This is a genomic window from Streptomyces sp. NPDC001373 (assembly GCF_042895815.1).
Classification (GTDB): domain Bacteria; phylum Actinomycetota; class Actinomycetes; order Streptomycetales; family Streptomycetaceae; genus Streptomyces.
The window spans coordinates 136,276-153,082 of record NZ_JBIAWQ010000004.1 but is presented as its reverse complement, the minus strand read 5'-3'; the positions used below and the strand labels follow the sequence as shown (position 1 = coordinate 153,082).

The 16,807-nt window shown below is 72.2% G+C and carries 13 protein-coding genes; 6 read left to right on the top strand and 7 right to left on the bottom strand.

The features are described 5' to 3' along the window. Positions 1-20: 20 nt before the first annotated feature. Positions 21-395, top strand: a complete 375-nt coding sequence (locus tag ACFY15_RS11655) for a cupin domain-containing protein (protein ID WP_390685835.1) — start codon at positions 21-23, stop codon at positions 393-395. Here ACFY15_RS11655 and ACFY15_RS11650 read toward each other — a convergent pair. The 3 genes from ACFY15_RS11650 to ACFY15_RS11640 all read right to left on the bottom strand — a co-directional run bounded on the left by ACFY15_RS11650 (position 385) and on the right by ACFY15_RS11640 (position 3,454). Then, positions 385-1,710 carry an MFS transporter gene (locus tag ACFY15_RS11650; protein WP_390685836.1) on the bottom strand — a complete coding sequence of 442 codons (1,326 nt, stop codon included), beginning with the start codon at positions 1,708-1,710 and terminating at the stop codon, positions 385-387. The genes ACFY15_RS11655 and ACFY15_RS11650 overlap by 11 nt on opposite strands. A 222-nt stretch (positions 1,711-1,932) precedes the next feature. Then, positions 1,933-2,496 (bottom strand): methylated-DNA--[protein]-cysteine S-methyltransferase, encoded by a 564-nt coding sequence (locus tag ACFY15_RS11645; RefSeq protein WP_390685837.1) that lies wholly within the window; start codon positions 2,494-2,496, stop codon positions 1,933-1,935. A gap of 52 nt (positions 2,497-2,548) precedes the next feature. Beyond that, entirely contained in the window at positions 2,549-3,454 is a 906-nt protein-coding gene (locus ACFY15_RS11640; RefSeq protein ID WP_390685838.1) for a glycerophosphodiester phosphodiesterase, read from the bottom strand. A 269-nt stretch (positions 3,455-3,723) separates the two neighbouring features. Here ACFY15_RS11640 and uvrB point away from each other — a divergent pair, with 269 nt between their 5' ends. The 4 genes from uvrB (at position 3,724) to ACFY15_RS11620 (ending at position 9,835) form a co-directional block, all read left to right on the top strand. Continuing rightward, a complete protein-coding gene (gene uvrB, locus ACFY15_RS11635) occupies positions 3,724-5,874 on the top strand; it encodes an excinuclease ABC subunit UvrB (RefSeq protein WP_390685839.1) in 2,151 nt (716 codons plus the stop codon). A 77-nt stretch (positions 5,875-5,951) separates the two neighbouring features. Then, on the top strand, positions 5,952-6,530 hold the full coding sequence (locus ACFY15_RS11630; RefSeq protein ID WP_079425755.1) for a TerD family protein: 579 nt from the start codon (positions 5,952-5,954) through the stop codon (positions 6,528-6,530). Between the two features lie 65 nt (positions 6,531-6,595). After that, the gene (locus ACFY15_RS11625; protein WP_390825403.1) at positions 6,596-8,569 is read left to right on the top strand and encodes a TerD family protein; all 1,974 of its coding nucleotides are present in this window, start codon (positions 6,596-6,598) and stop codon (positions 8,567-8,569) included. A gap of 279 nt (positions 8,570-8,848) precedes the next feature. Further along, the gene (locus tag ACFY15_RS11620; RefSeq protein ID WP_390685841.1) at positions 8,849-9,835 is read left to right on the top strand and encodes a TerC family protein; all 987 of its coding nucleotides are present in this window, start codon (positions 8,849-8,851) and stop codon (positions 9,833-9,835) included. A gap of 25 nt (positions 9,836-9,860) precedes the next feature. Here the strand turns inward: ACFY15_RS11620 and ACFY15_RS11615 are convergent, their stop codons facing one another. From ACFY15_RS11615 to ACFY15_RS11605, 3 genes are all read right to left on the bottom strand, one after another. Then, positions 9,861-11,213, bottom strand: a complete 1,353-nt coding sequence (locus tag ACFY15_RS11615) for an MFS transporter (protein ID WP_390825521.1) — start codon at positions 11,211-11,213, stop codon at positions 9,861-9,863. A 183-nt stretch (positions 11,214-11,396) separates the two neighbouring features. After that, entirely contained in the window at positions 11,397-12,053 is a 657-nt protein-coding gene (locus ACFY15_RS11610) for an MBL fold metallo-hydrolase (protein WP_390685842.1), read from the bottom strand. Between the two features lie 9 nt (positions 12,054-12,062). Continuing rightward, complete coding sequence (locus ACFY15_RS11605; RefSeq protein ID WP_390825402.1) at positions 12,063-12,758, bottom strand: maleylpyruvate isomerase family mycothiol-dependent enzyme; 696 nt, start codon at positions 12,756-12,758, stop codon at positions 12,063-12,065. 188 nt (positions 12,759-12,946) lie between these two features. Here ACFY15_RS11605 and uvrA point away from each other — a divergent pair, with 188 nt between their 5' ends. Further along, positions 12,947-15,880 (top strand): excinuclease ABC subunit UvrA, encoded by a 2,934-nt coding sequence (gene uvrA / locus ACFY15_RS11600; RefSeq protein ID WP_390685844.1) that lies wholly within the window; start codon positions 12,947-12,949, stop codon positions 15,878-15,880. A 211-nt stretch (positions 15,881-16,091) separates the two neighbouring features. Here the strand turns inward: uvrA and ACFY15_RS11595 are convergent, their stop codons facing one another. After that, on the bottom strand, positions 16,092-16,742 hold the full coding sequence (locus ACFY15_RS11595; protein WP_390685845.1) for an NAD(P)-dependent oxidoreductase: 651 nt from the start codon (positions 16,740-16,742) through the stop codon (positions 16,092-16,094). Between the last annotated feature and the right edge of the window lie 65 nt (positions 16,743-16,807).

Genomic DNA, 16,807 nt, shown 5'->3' with positions numbered 1-16,807 from the left:
GCGCCCTAGGCTGGCGCACCATGAGCACCAGTGACCACAACGCCCCCGCCTCCTTCGCCCTTTCCGTCGCGGACGTCCCCGACGGAGAGCTGGAGGCCGAGGAGCTCGACCCCGAGCAGATCGTCTCCGGCAGTCCGGTGGTGACGGGGAAGGTGCTCTGGGAGTCCGGGGACGGCTCCCAGATCCGGGGCATCTGGCAGATCACCCCCGGGGTGGTCACCGACACCGAGGCCGACGAGCTGTTCGTGGTCGTCAGTGGCCGCGCCACCGTCGAGGTCGAGGGCGGCGCGACGCTGGAGCTCGCTCCCGGATCGGCCTGCGTGCTGCGCGAGGGCGACCGGACCACCTGGACGGTCCACGAGACGCTGCGCAAGGCCTACCACATCAACCTCTGACGTCCCCCTGCACGGCGGCCGACGGGTGGCGCCGGGCGGTGAACAGGGCCAGCGCCGCCATCGGCAGCAGCAGCGAAGCGCCGATGGCGTTGAGCCAGCCGTAGCCGGCCTGGGACATGACCAGGCCGGCGGCCGCACCGCCGAGGCCGGCCGCCGCGTTCATCGTCAGGTCGCTCAGGCCCTGTACGGCGGCCCGCGCGGGCTGCGGCACCGAGTCGGTCAGCAGCGCCGATCCGGAGACCATGCCTGCGGACCAGCCCAGGCCGAGCAGGAAGAGGCCGGCCGCGCTCTGCGCGTGGTTGCCGGCGGCGGTCCCGGCCAGCAGGGCGGCGAGCGAGAGCAGCCCGGCGGCGAGGCCGATCACGGAGAACCTGCCGAGCCGGTCGGCGAGCCAGCCCATGACGGGCGAGAAGGCGAACATGCCCGCGATGTGCCCGCTGATCACCAGCCCGACCAGCTTCAGGCCGGCGCCGTGGTGGCCGAGGTCGACCGGGGTCATCACCATGATCGAGACCATGGTGGTGTGCGACACCGCGACGGTGAGCAGCGCCAGTCGCGCCCGGGGCGAGGCCTTGACGGCCGCGAGCCCGGCGCGCAGCGAGCGGCCCTGGCGGGTCTCCTCGCCGGGCGCCGCCAGTGCCCGGGCGGTCAGCAGCGGGTCCGGACGCAGCAGGGTGCCGAGCAGGGTGCCGGTGAGGACGAAGACGGCGGCGGCCCACAGGAAGGGCCCCGCAGTCTGGGGTATGGAGGTGCCGGCGAAGCTGTCGCTGGCCGGGGCCGAGAGGTTCGGGCCGAGCACCGCGCCGACGGTGGAGGCCCAGACCACCACCGAGATCGCGCGGGCCCGCCGGTCGGGGGCGGCGAGGTCGGCCGCGGCGAAGCGGGCCTGGAGGTTGGCCGAGGAGGCGGCGCCGAACGCGGCCATGCCGAGCATGAGCAGCGGGAAGCTCTTCACCGAGGCGGCCAGGACGACGAGACCCGCCCCGAGCGTGCCGATCGCGTAGCCCGCCGTCAGCCCCGCCCGGCGCCCGCGGGCGGTCGTCAGGGCGGCGAGCGGCAGGGAGACCAGGGCGGTGCCGATCACCGCGGCGGTGGAGGCGAAGCCGGACAGGGCCTCGGTGCCGCTGATCTCGGTGGCCAGTACGGGGGCCAGGGCGATGCTGATCGGCACGCCCAGGCCGCCCAGCATCTGCCCGGCGATCAGGACCGCGGAGATCCGGCGCTGGATGCGGGGCAGATCCGCCGCGGAGACGGGCGGGCCGGCCTGCACCGCGGCGGAGGACGCCGCGGGCGGGGTTCCGGGGGAGGCCGTCACGCCGGACACCCCCGTCGCGGGCGCGCGGGCGGGACGGGTCGGGAGGGACCGTACGCGGTGGGGCCGCAGGCGGCAGCAGTAGTCACCGCCGCAGTGTCCCACCCCTTACCGCCCGGGGGAACCGGGTAGAGCCGGACGGCCGGGATCCGCAAGGAGGGCCCGACAGGGGCGCCGGGGGCGAGTTCCGGAAGGGGCGGAGGGGACTTCGACGACACGTCCCCGCTAGAAGAGGGGCCGCGGGAGGACGCCCTCCAGAGCGAGGAGGGTCCGCTTGGCCTCCAGCCCGCCCCCGAAGCCCCCGATGCCTCCGTCATTCTCCACCACGCGGTGGCAGGCCACCACCAGCGGCAGCGGATTGGAGCCCATGGCGTTGCCCACGGCCTGGGCCGCCCCCGGCTGCCCGACCCGGGCGGCCAGCTCGCCGTACCCGACGACCGACCCGTAGGGCACCGACCGGTCGAGTTCCAGCAGCACCTGGCGGTTGAACCCGGAGCTGAGCCGCCAGTCCAGGGGCAGGTCGAAGCGGCGCAGCGCGCCGGCGAAGTACGCCTCCAGCTGGCGTATCGGCTCTGCCAGCAGCACCTCCCGGCCCGGGTCCGGCCGCCAGGCGTCGGCGCCGAGCCGGGAGACCAGCGCGTCGATCATCCGGCCGAGCCGGTCGGGCCCGGCATGGAACTCCACCCGGACCAGACCCTCGGGGGTCGCGGCCAGGAGCAGGGGACCGATCTCGCTGGGGAGGACGGTCCATTCGAGGTGCGGCCCGCGGGGCCGCTCGGTGCTGTCCACGCCTCCACGGTACGGCGCCCCACCGACAGCCCCGCCCGCGGAGGCGTCGGTCCTAGTGGCCGCCCACGGCCTCCTGTACGACGTCGGGGGCGTTCGTGATGATCCCGTCCACGCCCATCTCCCGGACCTTCCGGGCCGTGGGCGCGTCGTCCACGATCCAGGTGTCCACCTCCATCGCCTTGCCGTGCGCCCCACGCAGCCGGTGCACCGCCGCCACCCAGTCGGCCGAGATCGTCGTGTGCCACGGGTTGATCCGGTCGGTGAACTCGGCGTACCGGGGCAGGTCGGCCACGGCCGGGGTGCCCAGGAAGGCCGTGACCAGGCCGGGGCGCAGCCGGTGCACGACGCGCACGGACTCCGCGCTGAAGCTCTGCACCACCAGCCGGCGCGCGACGTGCTGCGCGTCCAGCCAGCCGGTCTCCTCCAGGACCTTCAGGGTCTGCTCCTCGATCCCCGGATAGAGCTCCGGCTTCTTGATCTCCAGCAGCAGGCGCTGGCGGTTGTCCCGGACCCGCTCCATGTACTGCCGCAGGGTCGGCACCCGGGCGCCGGCGAAGCGGGGGGAGAACCAGCTGCCCGCGTCCAGCCGGGCGATCTCCGCCGCCGTGAAGTCCTTGACCCGCCAGGGCCTGCGGTCGGGGAAGACCTGCTCGACGTCGGTGGTGCGGGCCAGGGTGTCGTCGTGGATCACCACCAGCTCGCCGTCCCTGGTCCGCTGGACGTCGTTCTCGACCCAGTCGAAGCCCAGCCGCATCGCCAGGTCGATCGCTTCGAGGGTGTTCTCCGGGGCGTACGCGGAGGCCCCCCGGTGGGCGTACACGGTGGGGCCCAGGAGCCCCGCCGATCCCGGCGCGGACCCGGGACCGGCGGAGGCCGGCGCCGTCCCGCCCAGCACGGTCAGGGTGAAGCCCAGGAAGGCGGCGGCTGCCGCGGCGGCGGCGGCGGATCGGACGTACATGTGCGTTCTCCTCGGGTCGTGAGCCCTGTTCCCGCGTCAGACGGATGCGGAGCGGCAGATGTTGTGGCTGTGCACTTCACGGCGGAGCGTTCACCGCGATCATGGGCTCGAAGATCACACGGACGCCACCGAACTACGACAAACGGACCAGAAAGGGGGAAGGCCCGCTCCGTCCGACGGACCCGTCGGCTCCCTGGCGGACACCTCCCGACGGGTACGGGGCGCGTGCGGGGCGCCCGGGTGTCAGTGGGGGGCCGTACGGTGGAGTCATGCGGCCCGTATCGAAGATCGAACGAACGGTGGCGCCTTTCGAGGTCGTCAGCCCCTACCAGCCCAGCGGCGACCAGCCGGCGGCCATCGCCGAGCTGGAGAAGCGCATCCGCGCGGGTGAGAAGGACGTCGTCCTGCTGGGCGCGACCGGCACCGGCAAGTCGGCGACCACCGCCTGGATGATCGAGAAACTCCAGCGCCCGACCCTGGTGATGGCGCCGAACAAGACCCTCGCCGCCCAGCTGGCGAACGAGTTCCGCGAGCTCCTGCCGAACAACGCCGTCGAGTACTTCGTGTCGTACTACGACTACTACCAGCCCGAGGCCTACGTTCCGCAGTCGGACACCTACATCGAGAAGGACTCCTCGATCAACGAGGAGGTGGAGCGGCTGCGCCACTCCGCGACCAACTCGCTGCTCACCCGGCGCGACGTGATCGTCGTCGCCTCCGTGTCCTGCATCTACGGCCTCGGCACCCCGCAGGAGTACGTGGACCGGATGGTCCCCCTCAAGGTCGGCGAGGAGATCGACCGGGACCAGCTGCTGCGCCGCTTCGTCGACATCCAGTACACCCGCAACGACGTGGCCTTCACCCGGGGGACCTTCCGGGTGCGCGGCGACACCATCGAGATCTTCCCGGTCTACGAGGAACTGGCCGTCCGCATCGAGATGTTCGGCGACGAGATCGAGGCGCTCTCCACCCTGCACCCGCTGACCGGCGAGGTCATCAGCGAGGACCGCGAGCTGTACGTCTTCCCCGCCAGCCACTACGTCGCCGGCCCCGAGCGCATGGAGAAGGCGATCGCCGGCATCGAGGCGGAGCTGGCCGAGCGCCTCGCCGAGCTGGAGAAGCAGGGCAAGATGCTGGAGGCCCAGCGCCTGCGCATGCGCACCACGTACGACCTGGAGATGATGCGCCAGATCGGCTCCTGCTCCGGCATCGAGAACTACTCGCTGCACATGGACGACCGCGAGCGCGGCTCCGCGCCCAACACGCTCATCGACTACTTCCCCGAGGACTTCCTCCTCGTCATCGACGAGTCGCACGTCACCGTGCCGCAGATCGGCGCGATGTACGAGGGCGACGCCTCGCGCAAGCGGACCCTGGTCGACCACGGTTTCCGGCTGCCGTCCGCGCTGGACAACCGGCCGCTGAAGTGGGAGGAGTTCCAGGAGCGCATCGGCCAGACCGTCTACCTGTCGGCCACCCCCGGCGCCTACGAGCTCTCGCGCGCCGACGGCTTCGTCGAGCAGATCATCCGTCCCACCGGACTCGTCGACCCCGAGGTCGTCGTCAAGCCCACCGAGGGCCAGATCGACGACCTGGTGCACGAGATCCGCCAGAGGGTGGAGAAGGACGAGCGCGTCCTGGTCACCACCCTCACCAAGAAGATGGCCGAGGACCTCACCGACTACTTCCTGGAGCTCGGCATCCAGGTCCGCTACCTGCACAGCGACGTCGACACCCTGCGCCGCATCGAGCTGCTGCGCGAGCTGCGCTCCGGCGAGTACGACGTCCTGGTCGGCATCAACCTCCTGCGCGAGGGCCTCGACCTGCCCGAGGTGTCGCTCGTGGCGATCCTCGACGCCGACAAGGAGGGCTTCCTGCGCTCCGGGACCTCCCTCATCCAGACCATCGGCCGCGCCGCGCGCAACGTCTCCGGCCAGGTCCACATGTACGCGGACAAGATCACCCCGGCGATGGAGAAGGCCATCGAGGAGACCAACCGGCGCCGCGAGAAGCAGATCGCGTACAACACCGCCAACGGGATCGACCCGCAGCCGCTCCGCAAGAAGATCAACGACATCGTCGCCACCATCGCCCGCGAGGAGCTCGACACGGAACAGCTGCTCGGCACCGGCTACCGGCAGAGCAAGGACGGCAAGGGAGCGAAGGCCCCGGTCCCGGCGCTCGGCGCGGGCGCTCCGGCCAAGGCCGGCAAGGGGGCCAGGGGAGCGAAGGGGGCCAAGGGTGCCGAGGTGCTCACGGACCGCCCCGCAGCCGAACTGGCCGCCCTCATCGAGCAGATGACCGAGCGGATGAGGGCAGCGGCCGCCGAGCTCCAGTTCGAGGTCGCGGCCCGCATCCGGGACGAGGTCGGCGAGCTCAAGAAGGAGCTCCGGCAGATGCGGGAAGCGGGCCTCGCCTGACCCTTGGCCGGTCAGTAGGGTGTGGGAACAGCCGCAGGTACACGCTGCCTGGGGGTGGCTATGGAGAGGGGACGCGCGTGACGGTCAACATGACCAAGGGTCAGGCCATCAGTCTGGAGAAGCAGGGCGGAGGCACGCTGACCGCGGTCCGGATGGGCCTCGGCTGGCAGGCTGCCAAGCGCCGGGGGCTGTTCGGCTCGCGCACCCGCGAGATCGACCTGGACGCCTCGGCGGTGCTGTTCGCCGACAAGCAGCCCGTGGACGTCGTGTTCTTCCGGCACCTGCAGAGCGACGACGGCTCCGTCCGGCACACCGGCGACAACCTCGTCGGCGGCGTCGGCCAGGGCGGGGACGACGAGGCCATCCTCGTCGACCTCCAGCGCGTACCGGTGCACATCGACACGATCGTCTTCACGGTGAACTCGTTCACCGGCCAGACCTTCCAGGAAGTGCAGAACGCGTTCTGCCGCATCGTCGACGAGACCAACGGCCAGGAACTGGCCCGCTACACCCTCGACGGCGGCGGCCAGTACACAGCCCAGATCATGGCGAAGGTGTCCCGGGCCGGCGGCGGCTGGCAGATGACGGCCCTCGGAAACCCGGCCAACGGCCGGACCTTCCAGGACCTCATGCCGGCCATCCTGCCGCACCTGTAACACCGGCACACGGACACCGGAACACCGGGAAACAAGAGAAGAAGGCACGGGGGAGGGGCTGCACGATGACGGCCGAACTGGTCCGGGGGCAGAACCACCCCGTGTCCCACAGCCGGGTGGAGGTCAGGGTCTCGGCGGGCACCGCCGTGCTCGTACTGGCCTCGCTGGCGGACGAAAGGGGCCGGCTCACCGGCCCCAGGGCCCTGGCGCACCCGGGCGCCCCCGGCCTCCCGGGGGTCCGCGTCTCCGAGGAGCCGGCCGAGCGGCATATCCTGGCCGTCGACCTCGACGCCGTCGAGGCCGGGGTCCACAGCATCGGCGTGGTCCTCGTCCTGCCGCCCGGCGGCCCCGCGCGCTTCGGAGCCGTGCCGGTACCGCACCTGGCGATCGCCGAACAGGGCGGGGCCGAGTTCGCGGCCTTCGCCCCCGCCGACCTGGACGCCGAGACCGCCCTGATCGCCCTGGAGCTCTACCGCCGCCAGGGCGCCTGGAAGGTACGGGCCGTCGGCCAGGGGTACGCCGACGGGCTCGCGGCCCTCCTCGCCGACGGGGGACTCGCCGCGCCGGAAGCCGCCGCGCTGACCGAAGAGGCCCTGCGCACGGCCCGCCGCACCGGCGACGCCGGCCGCCCGCCCACCTCCCTCCCGACGCACGCCCAGGGTTCGGACGCCACCCGCCACCTCGCCCCGCAGCCGCCCGCGGCCGCCCCCGCGCCGCCGGACCCGATCCCCGTCTCCGCAGTCCCCCACGCCCGCCCGCCCGGCCCCGCGCCGGCCCCGGCCGAGCCCGACGGATCCCGGCCCACCATCGACTACGCCCACCCGCGCCGCCGCCGCACCACCGCCGAGGCGCCCGAGCCGGCACCCCGCCCGGCACCCGCCGCCGACCCCGCCGACCCGGAAGGGCCCCCGGCCCCCGTCGCCGGGGACGCCGCCGGCTGGTCCATGGACGAGCGGCTCTACAACCAGGTCTGGGGCATGTTCGAGGACCTGGCCCGCACCGTCGCCGCCTACCGCAGCGCCGTCGACTTCGCCGACTCCCGGCTCGACCGCGAGCTGGACGAGGCCCTGTCCGACCCGAGCCGCCGCCTCACGGGCTCCGACGACGCCCGCGAGACCGCGCGCGTCCGCCGCGACGAACTGGTCGCCCGCGCCCGCGCCGTCCTCGACCGCGACCTGGTCCAGCTGACCGCCGAGTCCGAGGTGGTCGAACCCGCGCTGCCGGCCGCGTACGCCCGCTGGGACAGCCCCGTCTGGCACGGCCGGGACATCACCGAGGAAGGCCCCCTCGCCCTGCGGCTGGGCAACCTCGGCCTGCCCGAGAGCCCGGGCCTGCGCATCCCCCTGCTGATGCGGCTCCCGCTGGAGCGCGGCCTGTGGATCGACAACGGCCGCACCGGCTCCGAGGCCGCCATGGCCATGGACACCGACCGGCTGCGCCGCGCAGCCCTGGACATGGCCGTCGCCCACGCCGCCCGGCTGCTGGCCGTCCACCCGGCCGACCGGTTCTCCGTCCACGTCATCGACCCCGCCGGAGCGGGCTCCGCCGCGCTGGCCCCGCTGGTGCGCGCCGGGTTGCTGGCCGCGCCGCCCGCCGCCGGCGCCGCCGGGGTCGCCGAGACCCTCGCGCGGCTGACCCGGCGGGTGGACCTCGTGCAGATGGCGCTGCGCGCCGGCGCGCCCGAGGACCTGCCCCCGGACCTGGACCCCGCCGAGCAGCTGCTCATCGTGCACGACTTCCCGCACGGCTTCGACGACCGCGCTGTCACCCAGCTGCGCTACCTGGCCGACGAGGGGCCGGCGGTCGGCGTGCACCTGCTGATGGTCGCCGACCGCGACGAGGCCTCCGCGTACGGGCCGCTGCTGGACCCGCTGTGGCGCTCGCTGATGCGGCTGTCGCCCGTCCCCGACCACCACCTCGCGGACCCGTGGGTCCAGCACGCCTGGACCTTCGAGCCGGATCTGCCCCCGCAGGGCAGCGAGGTCCTCGACCAGACGCTGGAACGCGTCGCCCGGGCCCGCGGGGACGCCCGCCCGTAGGGGAGGGGGCCGCCCATGACCGGCCGATGACCATCAGGTGACCCCTCTTTGGGCATCCCTTTACCTTTGCCTCCTTCCGCGGGTACCCTGGGACCTGCGGAGGGGAGTATTCCTGCTGTTTCCTGCGCGGCGTTCCCGTCAGTACGGACTGCTCGGTTCATTCGACGCAGTGGTCCCGGGGCGTCGGCCCACGGCCCCGCGAGCCGGCCGGGTGGAAGAGACCTCCGGCAGCGATGACGCTGACCATGTGCTGAGCCATCCGCCGGAGGCGTGAATACCGTGGACGTTTCGTTGACCCTATGGGTGCTGACCATCGTCGGTCTGGGCATCCTCATCGGCGCCGACTTCCTCATCGGCCGCAAGCCCCATGACGTTTCCATCAAGGAAGCGGGAACCTGGACGGTCGTCTGGATCGTCCTCGCCGTCCTCTTCGGCCTCGGCCTGCTGTTCACCGGCAACGGCCAGGCCTCGCAGGAGTTCTTCGCCGGCTTCATCACCGAGAAGTCCCTGAGTGTGGACAACCTCTTCGTCTTCGTCCTGATCATGGCGAAGTTCTCGGTGCCCTCCCACCTCCAGCAGCGCGTCCTGCTGATCGGCGTACTGATCGCCCTGGTCCTGCGCGCGGTCTTCATCGCCGCCGGCGCCGCGATCATCACCAGCTTCTCGTGGGTCTTCTACCTCTTCGGCGCCTTCCTGATCTACACCGCCTGGAAGCTGATCCAGGAGGCCCGCAAGGACGAGGGGGAAGAGGAGTTCGAGGAGAACCGCCTCCTCAAGTCGATCGAGAAGAAGTTCGGCGTCGCCGACCGCTACCACGGCACCAAGCTCTTCATCCGCACCAACGGCAAGCGCGTCCTGACCCCGCTGATGGTCGTCATGCTCGCCATCGGCACCACCGACGTCCTCTTCGCCCTGGACTCGATCCCCGCGATCTTCGGCCTCACCCAGGACCCGTACATCGTCTTCACCGCCAACGCCTTCGCCCTCATGGGCCTGCGCCAGCTGTACTTCCTGATCGGCGGCCTGCTCGAGAAGCTGGTCCACCTCAGCTACGGCCTGTCCGTCATCCTGGGCTTCATCGGGGTCAAGCTGGTGCTGCACGCCCTGCACGAGTCCGGGGTGCACGTACCGCAGATCTCCATCCCCGTCTCCCTGGGCGTCATCTGCGGGGTCCTGGTGATCACCACGATCACCAGCCTGATCGCCTCGAAGAAGCAGGCGGCGGCCGAAGCCGCCGCCGAGGAGACCCGGAGCGTCGACGCCTGATCCGGCCGGGCCCGGAGGGGCCGGGCTACGCGGGGGCGGCCGCTTCGGCCGCCCCCGCTCCCGTTTCCGTACCCGCCCCGGCTCCGGCTCCGGCCCCGGCCCCGGCCTCGTCCTCGGCCGAGGGCGAGGGCGGAGCCGGCCGGGTCTCCGGGAGCAGAGCGAAGCAGACGAGGCTGAGCAGGGCGACCGCCGTCAGGTACACCGCCGCACCCCACGGCGGGCCCGAGCCGGCCGCCAGGGCCGTCGCCACGACCGGGGTCAGGGCGCCGCCCACCACCCCGCCGAGGTTGTAGCCGACGGCCGCGCCGGTGCAGCGGATCCGGGGGGCGTACAGCTCGGGCAGGTACGCCCCCGCCACGGCGTACATCAGGACCATCGCCAGCAGCCCGCCGGCGCAGGCGACCGTCACCAGCAGCGGGTCCCCGCTGCTCAGCAGGGCCACGAAGGGGAACATCCACACCGCGCAGGCCGCGCTCCCGGCCAGACACAGCGGCCGCCGCCCCCAGCGGTCGCCGAGCGCCGCCAGCGGGGGCGTCACCAGCCCCATCAGCAGGACGGCGGCCATCACCACGGCCAGCATCAGGGTGCGGTCCATGCCCAGGCGCCCGGTGGTGTAGGCCAGGGCCCAGGTGGTGACCGCGTAGAAGACGGCGTACCCGACCGACATCGCCCCGCCGGTGAGCAGGAGCAGCCGCCAGTGGCCCCGTACGACCTCCGGCAGCGGGGACTCGGCCCTCCGGCCCGTCTCGGTGAGGGCGCGGAACTCCGGGGTCTCCTCCACCGACCGCCGCAGCCACAGCCCGGCCAGCGCCAGGAGCCCCGCGCACCAGAAGGGCACCCGCCAGCCCCAGGCGGTGAACCGTTCGTCGCTCAGCGCGCCGGACAGCGCCAGCGTCAGCCCGTTGGCCAGCAGGAACCCGGCGGACGGCCCCATCTGCGGGAAACTCGACCACAGCCCGCGCCGCCCCTCCGGGGCGTGCTCGGCGGTCAGCAGCACCGCGCCGCCCCACTCCCCGCCGAGCCCGAGCCCCTGGAGGAAGCGCAGCAGGAGCAGCAGGACGGGCGCGGCGATGCCGATGGAGGCGTACGAGGGCACGCACCCGACCGCCACCGTGGCCAGCCCCGTCAGCAGCAGGGAGGCGAGCAGCACGGGGCGGCGCCCGTAGCGGTCGCCGATGTGCCCGAAGAGCACGGAGCCCAGCGGCCGGGCGAGGAAGCCGATGCCGAACGTGCCGAAGGCGGCGAGGGTTCCGGCGAGCGGGGAGAACGAGGGGAAGAAGAGCGGGCCGAGTACCAGGGCGGCGGCCGTGCCGTAGACGAAGAAGTCGTAGAACTCGATGGCGGTCCCGATCAGGGAGGCCAGGGCGAGCCGCAGCATCGAGGGGGAGGCGGCGGCGCCGGGCGGGCGCACGCGCGGGGAGGGGACGGGGGACGGGGAGGGGTGGTGTCGCATGGTGCAGCAACTACCCCAGCCCGCCCCCTCGGGACATGCGTTCGGTCGAGGTCGACCGGAAGGAGCGCATGGCCGCACGGTGTTGACGCCGGCACATGCGCACGCGGGTCACCAGCCGCGCTCGCGCCATTCCGCGAGGTGGGGGCGCTCGGTACCGAGCATGGTGTCGTTCCCGTGGCCCGGGTAGACCCAGGTCTCGTCCGGCAGCTGCCCGAACAGCTTGGTCTCGACGTCGTCGATGAGGCGGGCGAAGTTCTTCGCGTCGCCCCAGGTGTTGCCCACGCCGCCGGGGAAGAGGCAGTCGCCGGTGAACACGTGCGGGTGCCCGTGCGGGTCGTCGTAGACGAGGGCGATGGAGCCGGGGGTGTGGCCGACCAGGTGGCGGGCGGTCAGGGAGACCCGTCCGACCGTGATCACGTCCCCGTCCTGGACCAGGACGTCCGTGGGTACGGGGATGCCCTCTGCGTCGAAGGCGCCCGCGTAGGTCCGGGCGCCGGTGGCGTCGACGACCTGCTGGAGCGCGCCCCAGTGGTCGCCGTGCTGGTGCGTGGTGACGACGGACGCGATGCCGTCGTCGCCGATCAGGTTCAGCAGCGTGTCCGGTTCGGCCGCCGCGTCGATCAGGAGCTGCTCGCCGGTGGCCCGGCAGCGCAGCAGGTACGCGTTGTTGTTCATGGAACCCACCGCGACCTTGGAAATCATCAGGTCGGCGAGTTCGTGCACGTCGGCGGGACCGCCGACCTTGACCGCTCCGCTGTACGTCATGTCGGAATCCTAGAGCGCGGGGAGCTCGGGCAGGTGATCGCCCGCCTCGACGGCGAGGTGGGCGCCCTTGAGGCCGCGGCCGGCCAGCCAGCCGAGCAGGTCGTCCCGTGCGCCGCTGAGGGTCACCGGGGTGCCCTCGGTGCCGCCCGTGCGCGCGACGAAGCCGCCGTCCGGGAACTGGAGGGTGACCGGCGGGACGTCCGGGCGGCCGGACCAGCGGTCGGCGAGGAAGGCGATCTCCCGGTCGGCGAACTCGGCCGGGAGGTCGGAGAGCTCGTAGCCGATGTTGAGGTCGACGTGGTGGAGCTCGACCTCGACGAGGCGGCGGAACGGCACGTTCGCGGCGAGGTCGGTGACGCCGTTGCGCAGCTCGACGGTGCGCTGCCAGTCCTGGTCGGGCTCGGTGGTGGCGAGGAAGCGGGCCCCGGAATCACGGAGGTCCGCCAGGTGTTCTTCCAGGGGCCGGCCGGCGTCGCGCTCGATGTCCGCGTCGCGGGCGGCGGCGCTCTCGTACATGGGGCGGCCCTCGAAGACGTTGACGAGGGCGTCGGCGTTGCGCGCCAGGTGGGCCAGGATGTGGCCGCGGGTCCAGCCGGGGAGGTGTGACTCCTCGGCGAGTGAGGAGTTGTCCAGTTTCGCGACCGCGTTCAGCAGTCGGTCGGTGGCTTCACGTACAGAGGCCAGGTCGTGCACATGATCAGTCATGGGTCCGAGCCTAGTGGCCGTGAGGCCCCCGCCACACGATCGGGTGAAGCCCTCTTGCGCGTGCCGTAAATCGAATGTGCGTGCTATACGCTCGGAAGTCCAGACACAGTCCATCGCAGAGGCGCCCCCCATACCCTGGACAGCCGGGGGCCCGTGCCCCCGCTCTCTCAAGAAAGGTGCGGACCGGCGTGACCGACCGTCTCATCGTTCGTGGCGCTCGCGAGCACAACCTGAAGAACGTCTCGCTCGACCTGCCCCGCGATTCCCTCATCGTCTTCACCGGACTCTCCGGCTCGGGCAAGTCCTCCCTGGCCTTCGACACGATCTTCGCCGAGGGCCAGCGCCGCTACGTCGAGTCGCTCTCGTCGTACGCCCGCCAGTTCCTGGGGCAGATGGACAAGCCCGACGTCGACTTCATCGAGGGCCTCTCCCCGGCCGTCTCGATCGACCAGAAGTCGACCTCGCGCAACCCCCGCTCCACCGTCGGCACGATCACCGAGGTCTACGACTACCTCCGCCTGCTCTTCGCCCGCATCGGCAAGCCGCACTGTCCCGAGTGCCGCCGCCCGATCTCCCGGCAGTCGCCGCAGGCGATCGTCGACAAGGTCCTGGCCCTGCCCGAGGGCAGCCGCTTCCAGGTGCTGTCGCCGCTGGTGCGCGAGCGCAAGGGCGAGTTCGTCGACCTCTTCGCCGACCTCCAGACCAAGGGCTACAGCCGGGCCCGGGTGGACGGCCAGACCGTCCAGCTCTCCGAGCCGCCGACGCTGAAGAAGCAGGAGAAGCACACCATCGAGGTGGTCGTCGACCGCCTCACCGTCAAGGACAGCGCCAAGCGCCGGCTCACCGACTCCGTCGAGACCGCCCTCGGCCTCTCCGGCGGCATGGTGATCCTGGACTTCGTCGACCTCGCCGAGGACGACCCGGAGCGTGAGCGGATGTACTCCGAGCACCTCTACTGCCCGTACGACGACCTGTCCTTCGAGGAGCTGGAGCCGCGCTCCTTCTCCTTCAACTCGCCCTTCGGCGCCTGCCCCGAGTGCACCGGCATCGGTACGCGCATGGAGGTGGACCCGGAGCTGATCGTCCCGGACGAGGACAAGTCGCTGGACGAGGGCGCGGTCTCGCCCTGGTCGCTCGGCCACACCAAGGACTACTTCCAGCGGCTGGTCGGCGCGCTCGCCGGGGAGCTGGGCTTCCGGACCGACATCCCGTGGGCTGGGCTGCCGCAGCGGGCGAGGAAGGCCCTGTTGTACGGGCACAAGACCCAGATCGAGGTCCGCTACCGCAACCGTTACGGGCGCGAGCGCGCGTACACCACGGCCTTCGAGGGCGCCGTGCCGTTCGTCAAGCGCCGGCACGCCGAGTCCGAGAGCGACGCGAGCCGCGAGCGCTTCGAGGGCTACATGCGAGAGGTGCCCTGCCCGACCTGTGAGGGCACCCGGCTCAAGCCGATCGTGCTCGCGGTGACGGTGATGGAGCGGTCCATCGCCGAGGTCGCCGCGATGTCGATCAGCGAGTGCGCCGACTTCCTGGGACGGCTGAAGCTCGACGCCCGCGACAAGAAGATCGCCGAGCGGGTCCTCAAGGAGGTCAACGAGCGGCTGCGCTTCCTGGTGGACGTGGGCCTGGACTACCTCTCCCTCAACCGCGCCGCCGGCACCCTGTCGGGCGGCGAGGCCCAGCGCATCCGCCTGGCGACGCAGATCGGCTCCGGCCTGGTCGGCGTGCTGTACGTGCTGGACGAGCCGTCCATCGGCCTGCACCAGCGCGACAACCACCGGCTGATCGAGACGCTGGTGCGGCTGCGGGACATGGGCAACACCCTGATCGTCGTCGAGCACGACGAGGACACCATCAAGGTGGCCGACTGGGTCGTGGACATCGGCCCGGGCGCCGGCGAGCACGGCGGCAAGGTGGTGCACAGCGGCTCGCTGAAGGAGCTGCTGAAGAACGGCGAGTCGATGACGGGCCAGTACCTGTCCGGCAAGAAGTCCATCCCCGTGCCGGACGTGCGCCGGCCCGTGGACGCCGAGCGCAGGCTCACCGTCCACGGCGCCAAGGAGAACAACCTGCGGGACATCGACGTGTCCTTCCCGCTGGGCGTCCTCACGGCGGTCACGGGCGTGTCGGGTTCCGGCAAGTCCACGCTGGTCAACGACATCCTGTACACGCACCTGGCGCGCGAGCTGAACGGCGCGCGGTCCGTGCCCGGGCGCCACACCCGGGTGGACGGCGACGACCTGGTCGACAAGGTGGTCCATGTCGACCAGTCGCCGATCGGCCGGACGCCGCGGTCCAACCCGGCCACGTACACGGGCGTCTTCGACCACGTGCGCAAGCTCTTCGCGGAGACGATGGAGGCGAAGGTGCGCGGCTACCTGCCGGGGCGCTTCTCCTTCAACGTCAAGGGCGGCCGCTGCGAGAACTGCTCCGGCGACGGCACGATCAAGATCGAGATGAACTTCCTGCCGGACGTGTACGTCCCGTGCGAGGTGTGCCACGGCGACCGGTACAACCGGGAGACGTTGGAGGTCCACTACAAGGGCAAGTCCATCGCGGAAGTCCTGAACATGCCGATCGAGGAGGCGCTGGAGTTCTTCGAGGCGGTTCCGACGATCGCCCGCCACCTGAAGACGCTGACGGAGGTCGGCCTGGGATACGTCCGCCTCGGGCAGTCGGCCCCGACGCTGTCGGGCGGCGAGGCGCAGCGCGTCAAGCTGGCGTCCGAGCTCCAGAAGCGGTCGACCGGGCGGACGGTGTACGTGCTGGACGAGCCGACGACCGGTCTGCACTTCGAGGACATCTCGAAGCTGATCAAGGTGCTGTCGGGCCTGGTGGACAAGGGGAACTCGGTGATCGTCATCGAGCACAACCTGGACGTCATCAAGACCGCGGACTGGGTCGTCGACATGGGCCCCGAGGGCGGCTACGGCGGCGGTCTCGTCGTCGCCGAGGGGACGCCGGAGCAGGTCGCGTCGGTGGGCGCGAGCCACACCGGCAAGTTCCTGCGGGACATCCTGGGGGCGGAGCGGATCTCCGACGCCGCGCCGGTGCCGGCGGCGCGGGCCCCGAGGAAGCGGGCGGCCCCCGCGAAGAAGACGACCCGGGCCCGCAAGGCGTAGTCCGGCGGGGCGGGGGCGGCGCTCCGCCCCCAGACCCCCGCGCCTCAAACGGGGGCGGGGCCGGGGGAGATGGAGCGCACCGGGCGTGCGGCGCACGGTATCGGGGTCAGGGGCGGAGCCCCTGGGAACGGTGGAAGGGCGGGCGGGGAGCAGTCCCGTGCAGCGGCACCCCGGCACCGCCCGGCCAGGGCCTACGCGGCGACGCCCACCGCTACGCGGCGACGCCCACCGCGTGGCCCGTCGTCGACGGGTCGGACAGGGTGTCCAGGAGGGCCGTCGCCACGTCCGCGCGGGCGATCACCCGGCCGCCCGGGACATTGGCGTCGAGGGCGCGGCGGTAGCGGCCCGCCCCGGGCCGGTTCAGGAGACGCGGCGGCCGGACCACCGTCCACCGCACCCCGCTCGCCGCGATGACGGCCTCCATGACCTCCAGGTCGGCGTACAGGTCGCGCAGCGCCCACCGCAGCAGGGGATAGCCCACCTTCCGCAGGAGCACCCCGTCCCCCTCCGCGTCCGGCCCCAGGGGCGCCGCGCTGACCGCCGTCAGCCGCCCGACCCCCGCCCGCTCCATCGCGGCGACGACCGACCGCAGGGCCGGCCCGGTGACCGGGTGCAGCCGCGCCTGCTTGTTGCTCGCGCAGCCCAGCGCCGAGACCACCGCGTCCTGACCCGCCAGGACCGGCAGCAGCGCCGACCCGTCCGTCAGGTCGGCCACCACCGCCACCCGCAGCCGCTCCTGCGCCGGCACATCCAGCCGGGCGGGGTCGCGGACGACCGCCGTCACCTCGTGGCCCGCCGCGAGGGCCTGCCGGACCACCTCGCGGCCCACCCCGCCCGTCGCCCCGAACACCGTGATCTTCATCGTGGACCCCCGTCGAGGATGGTGGGTGAGTATTCACTCACCCTCGTGTCCACTAGGGTGAGTGA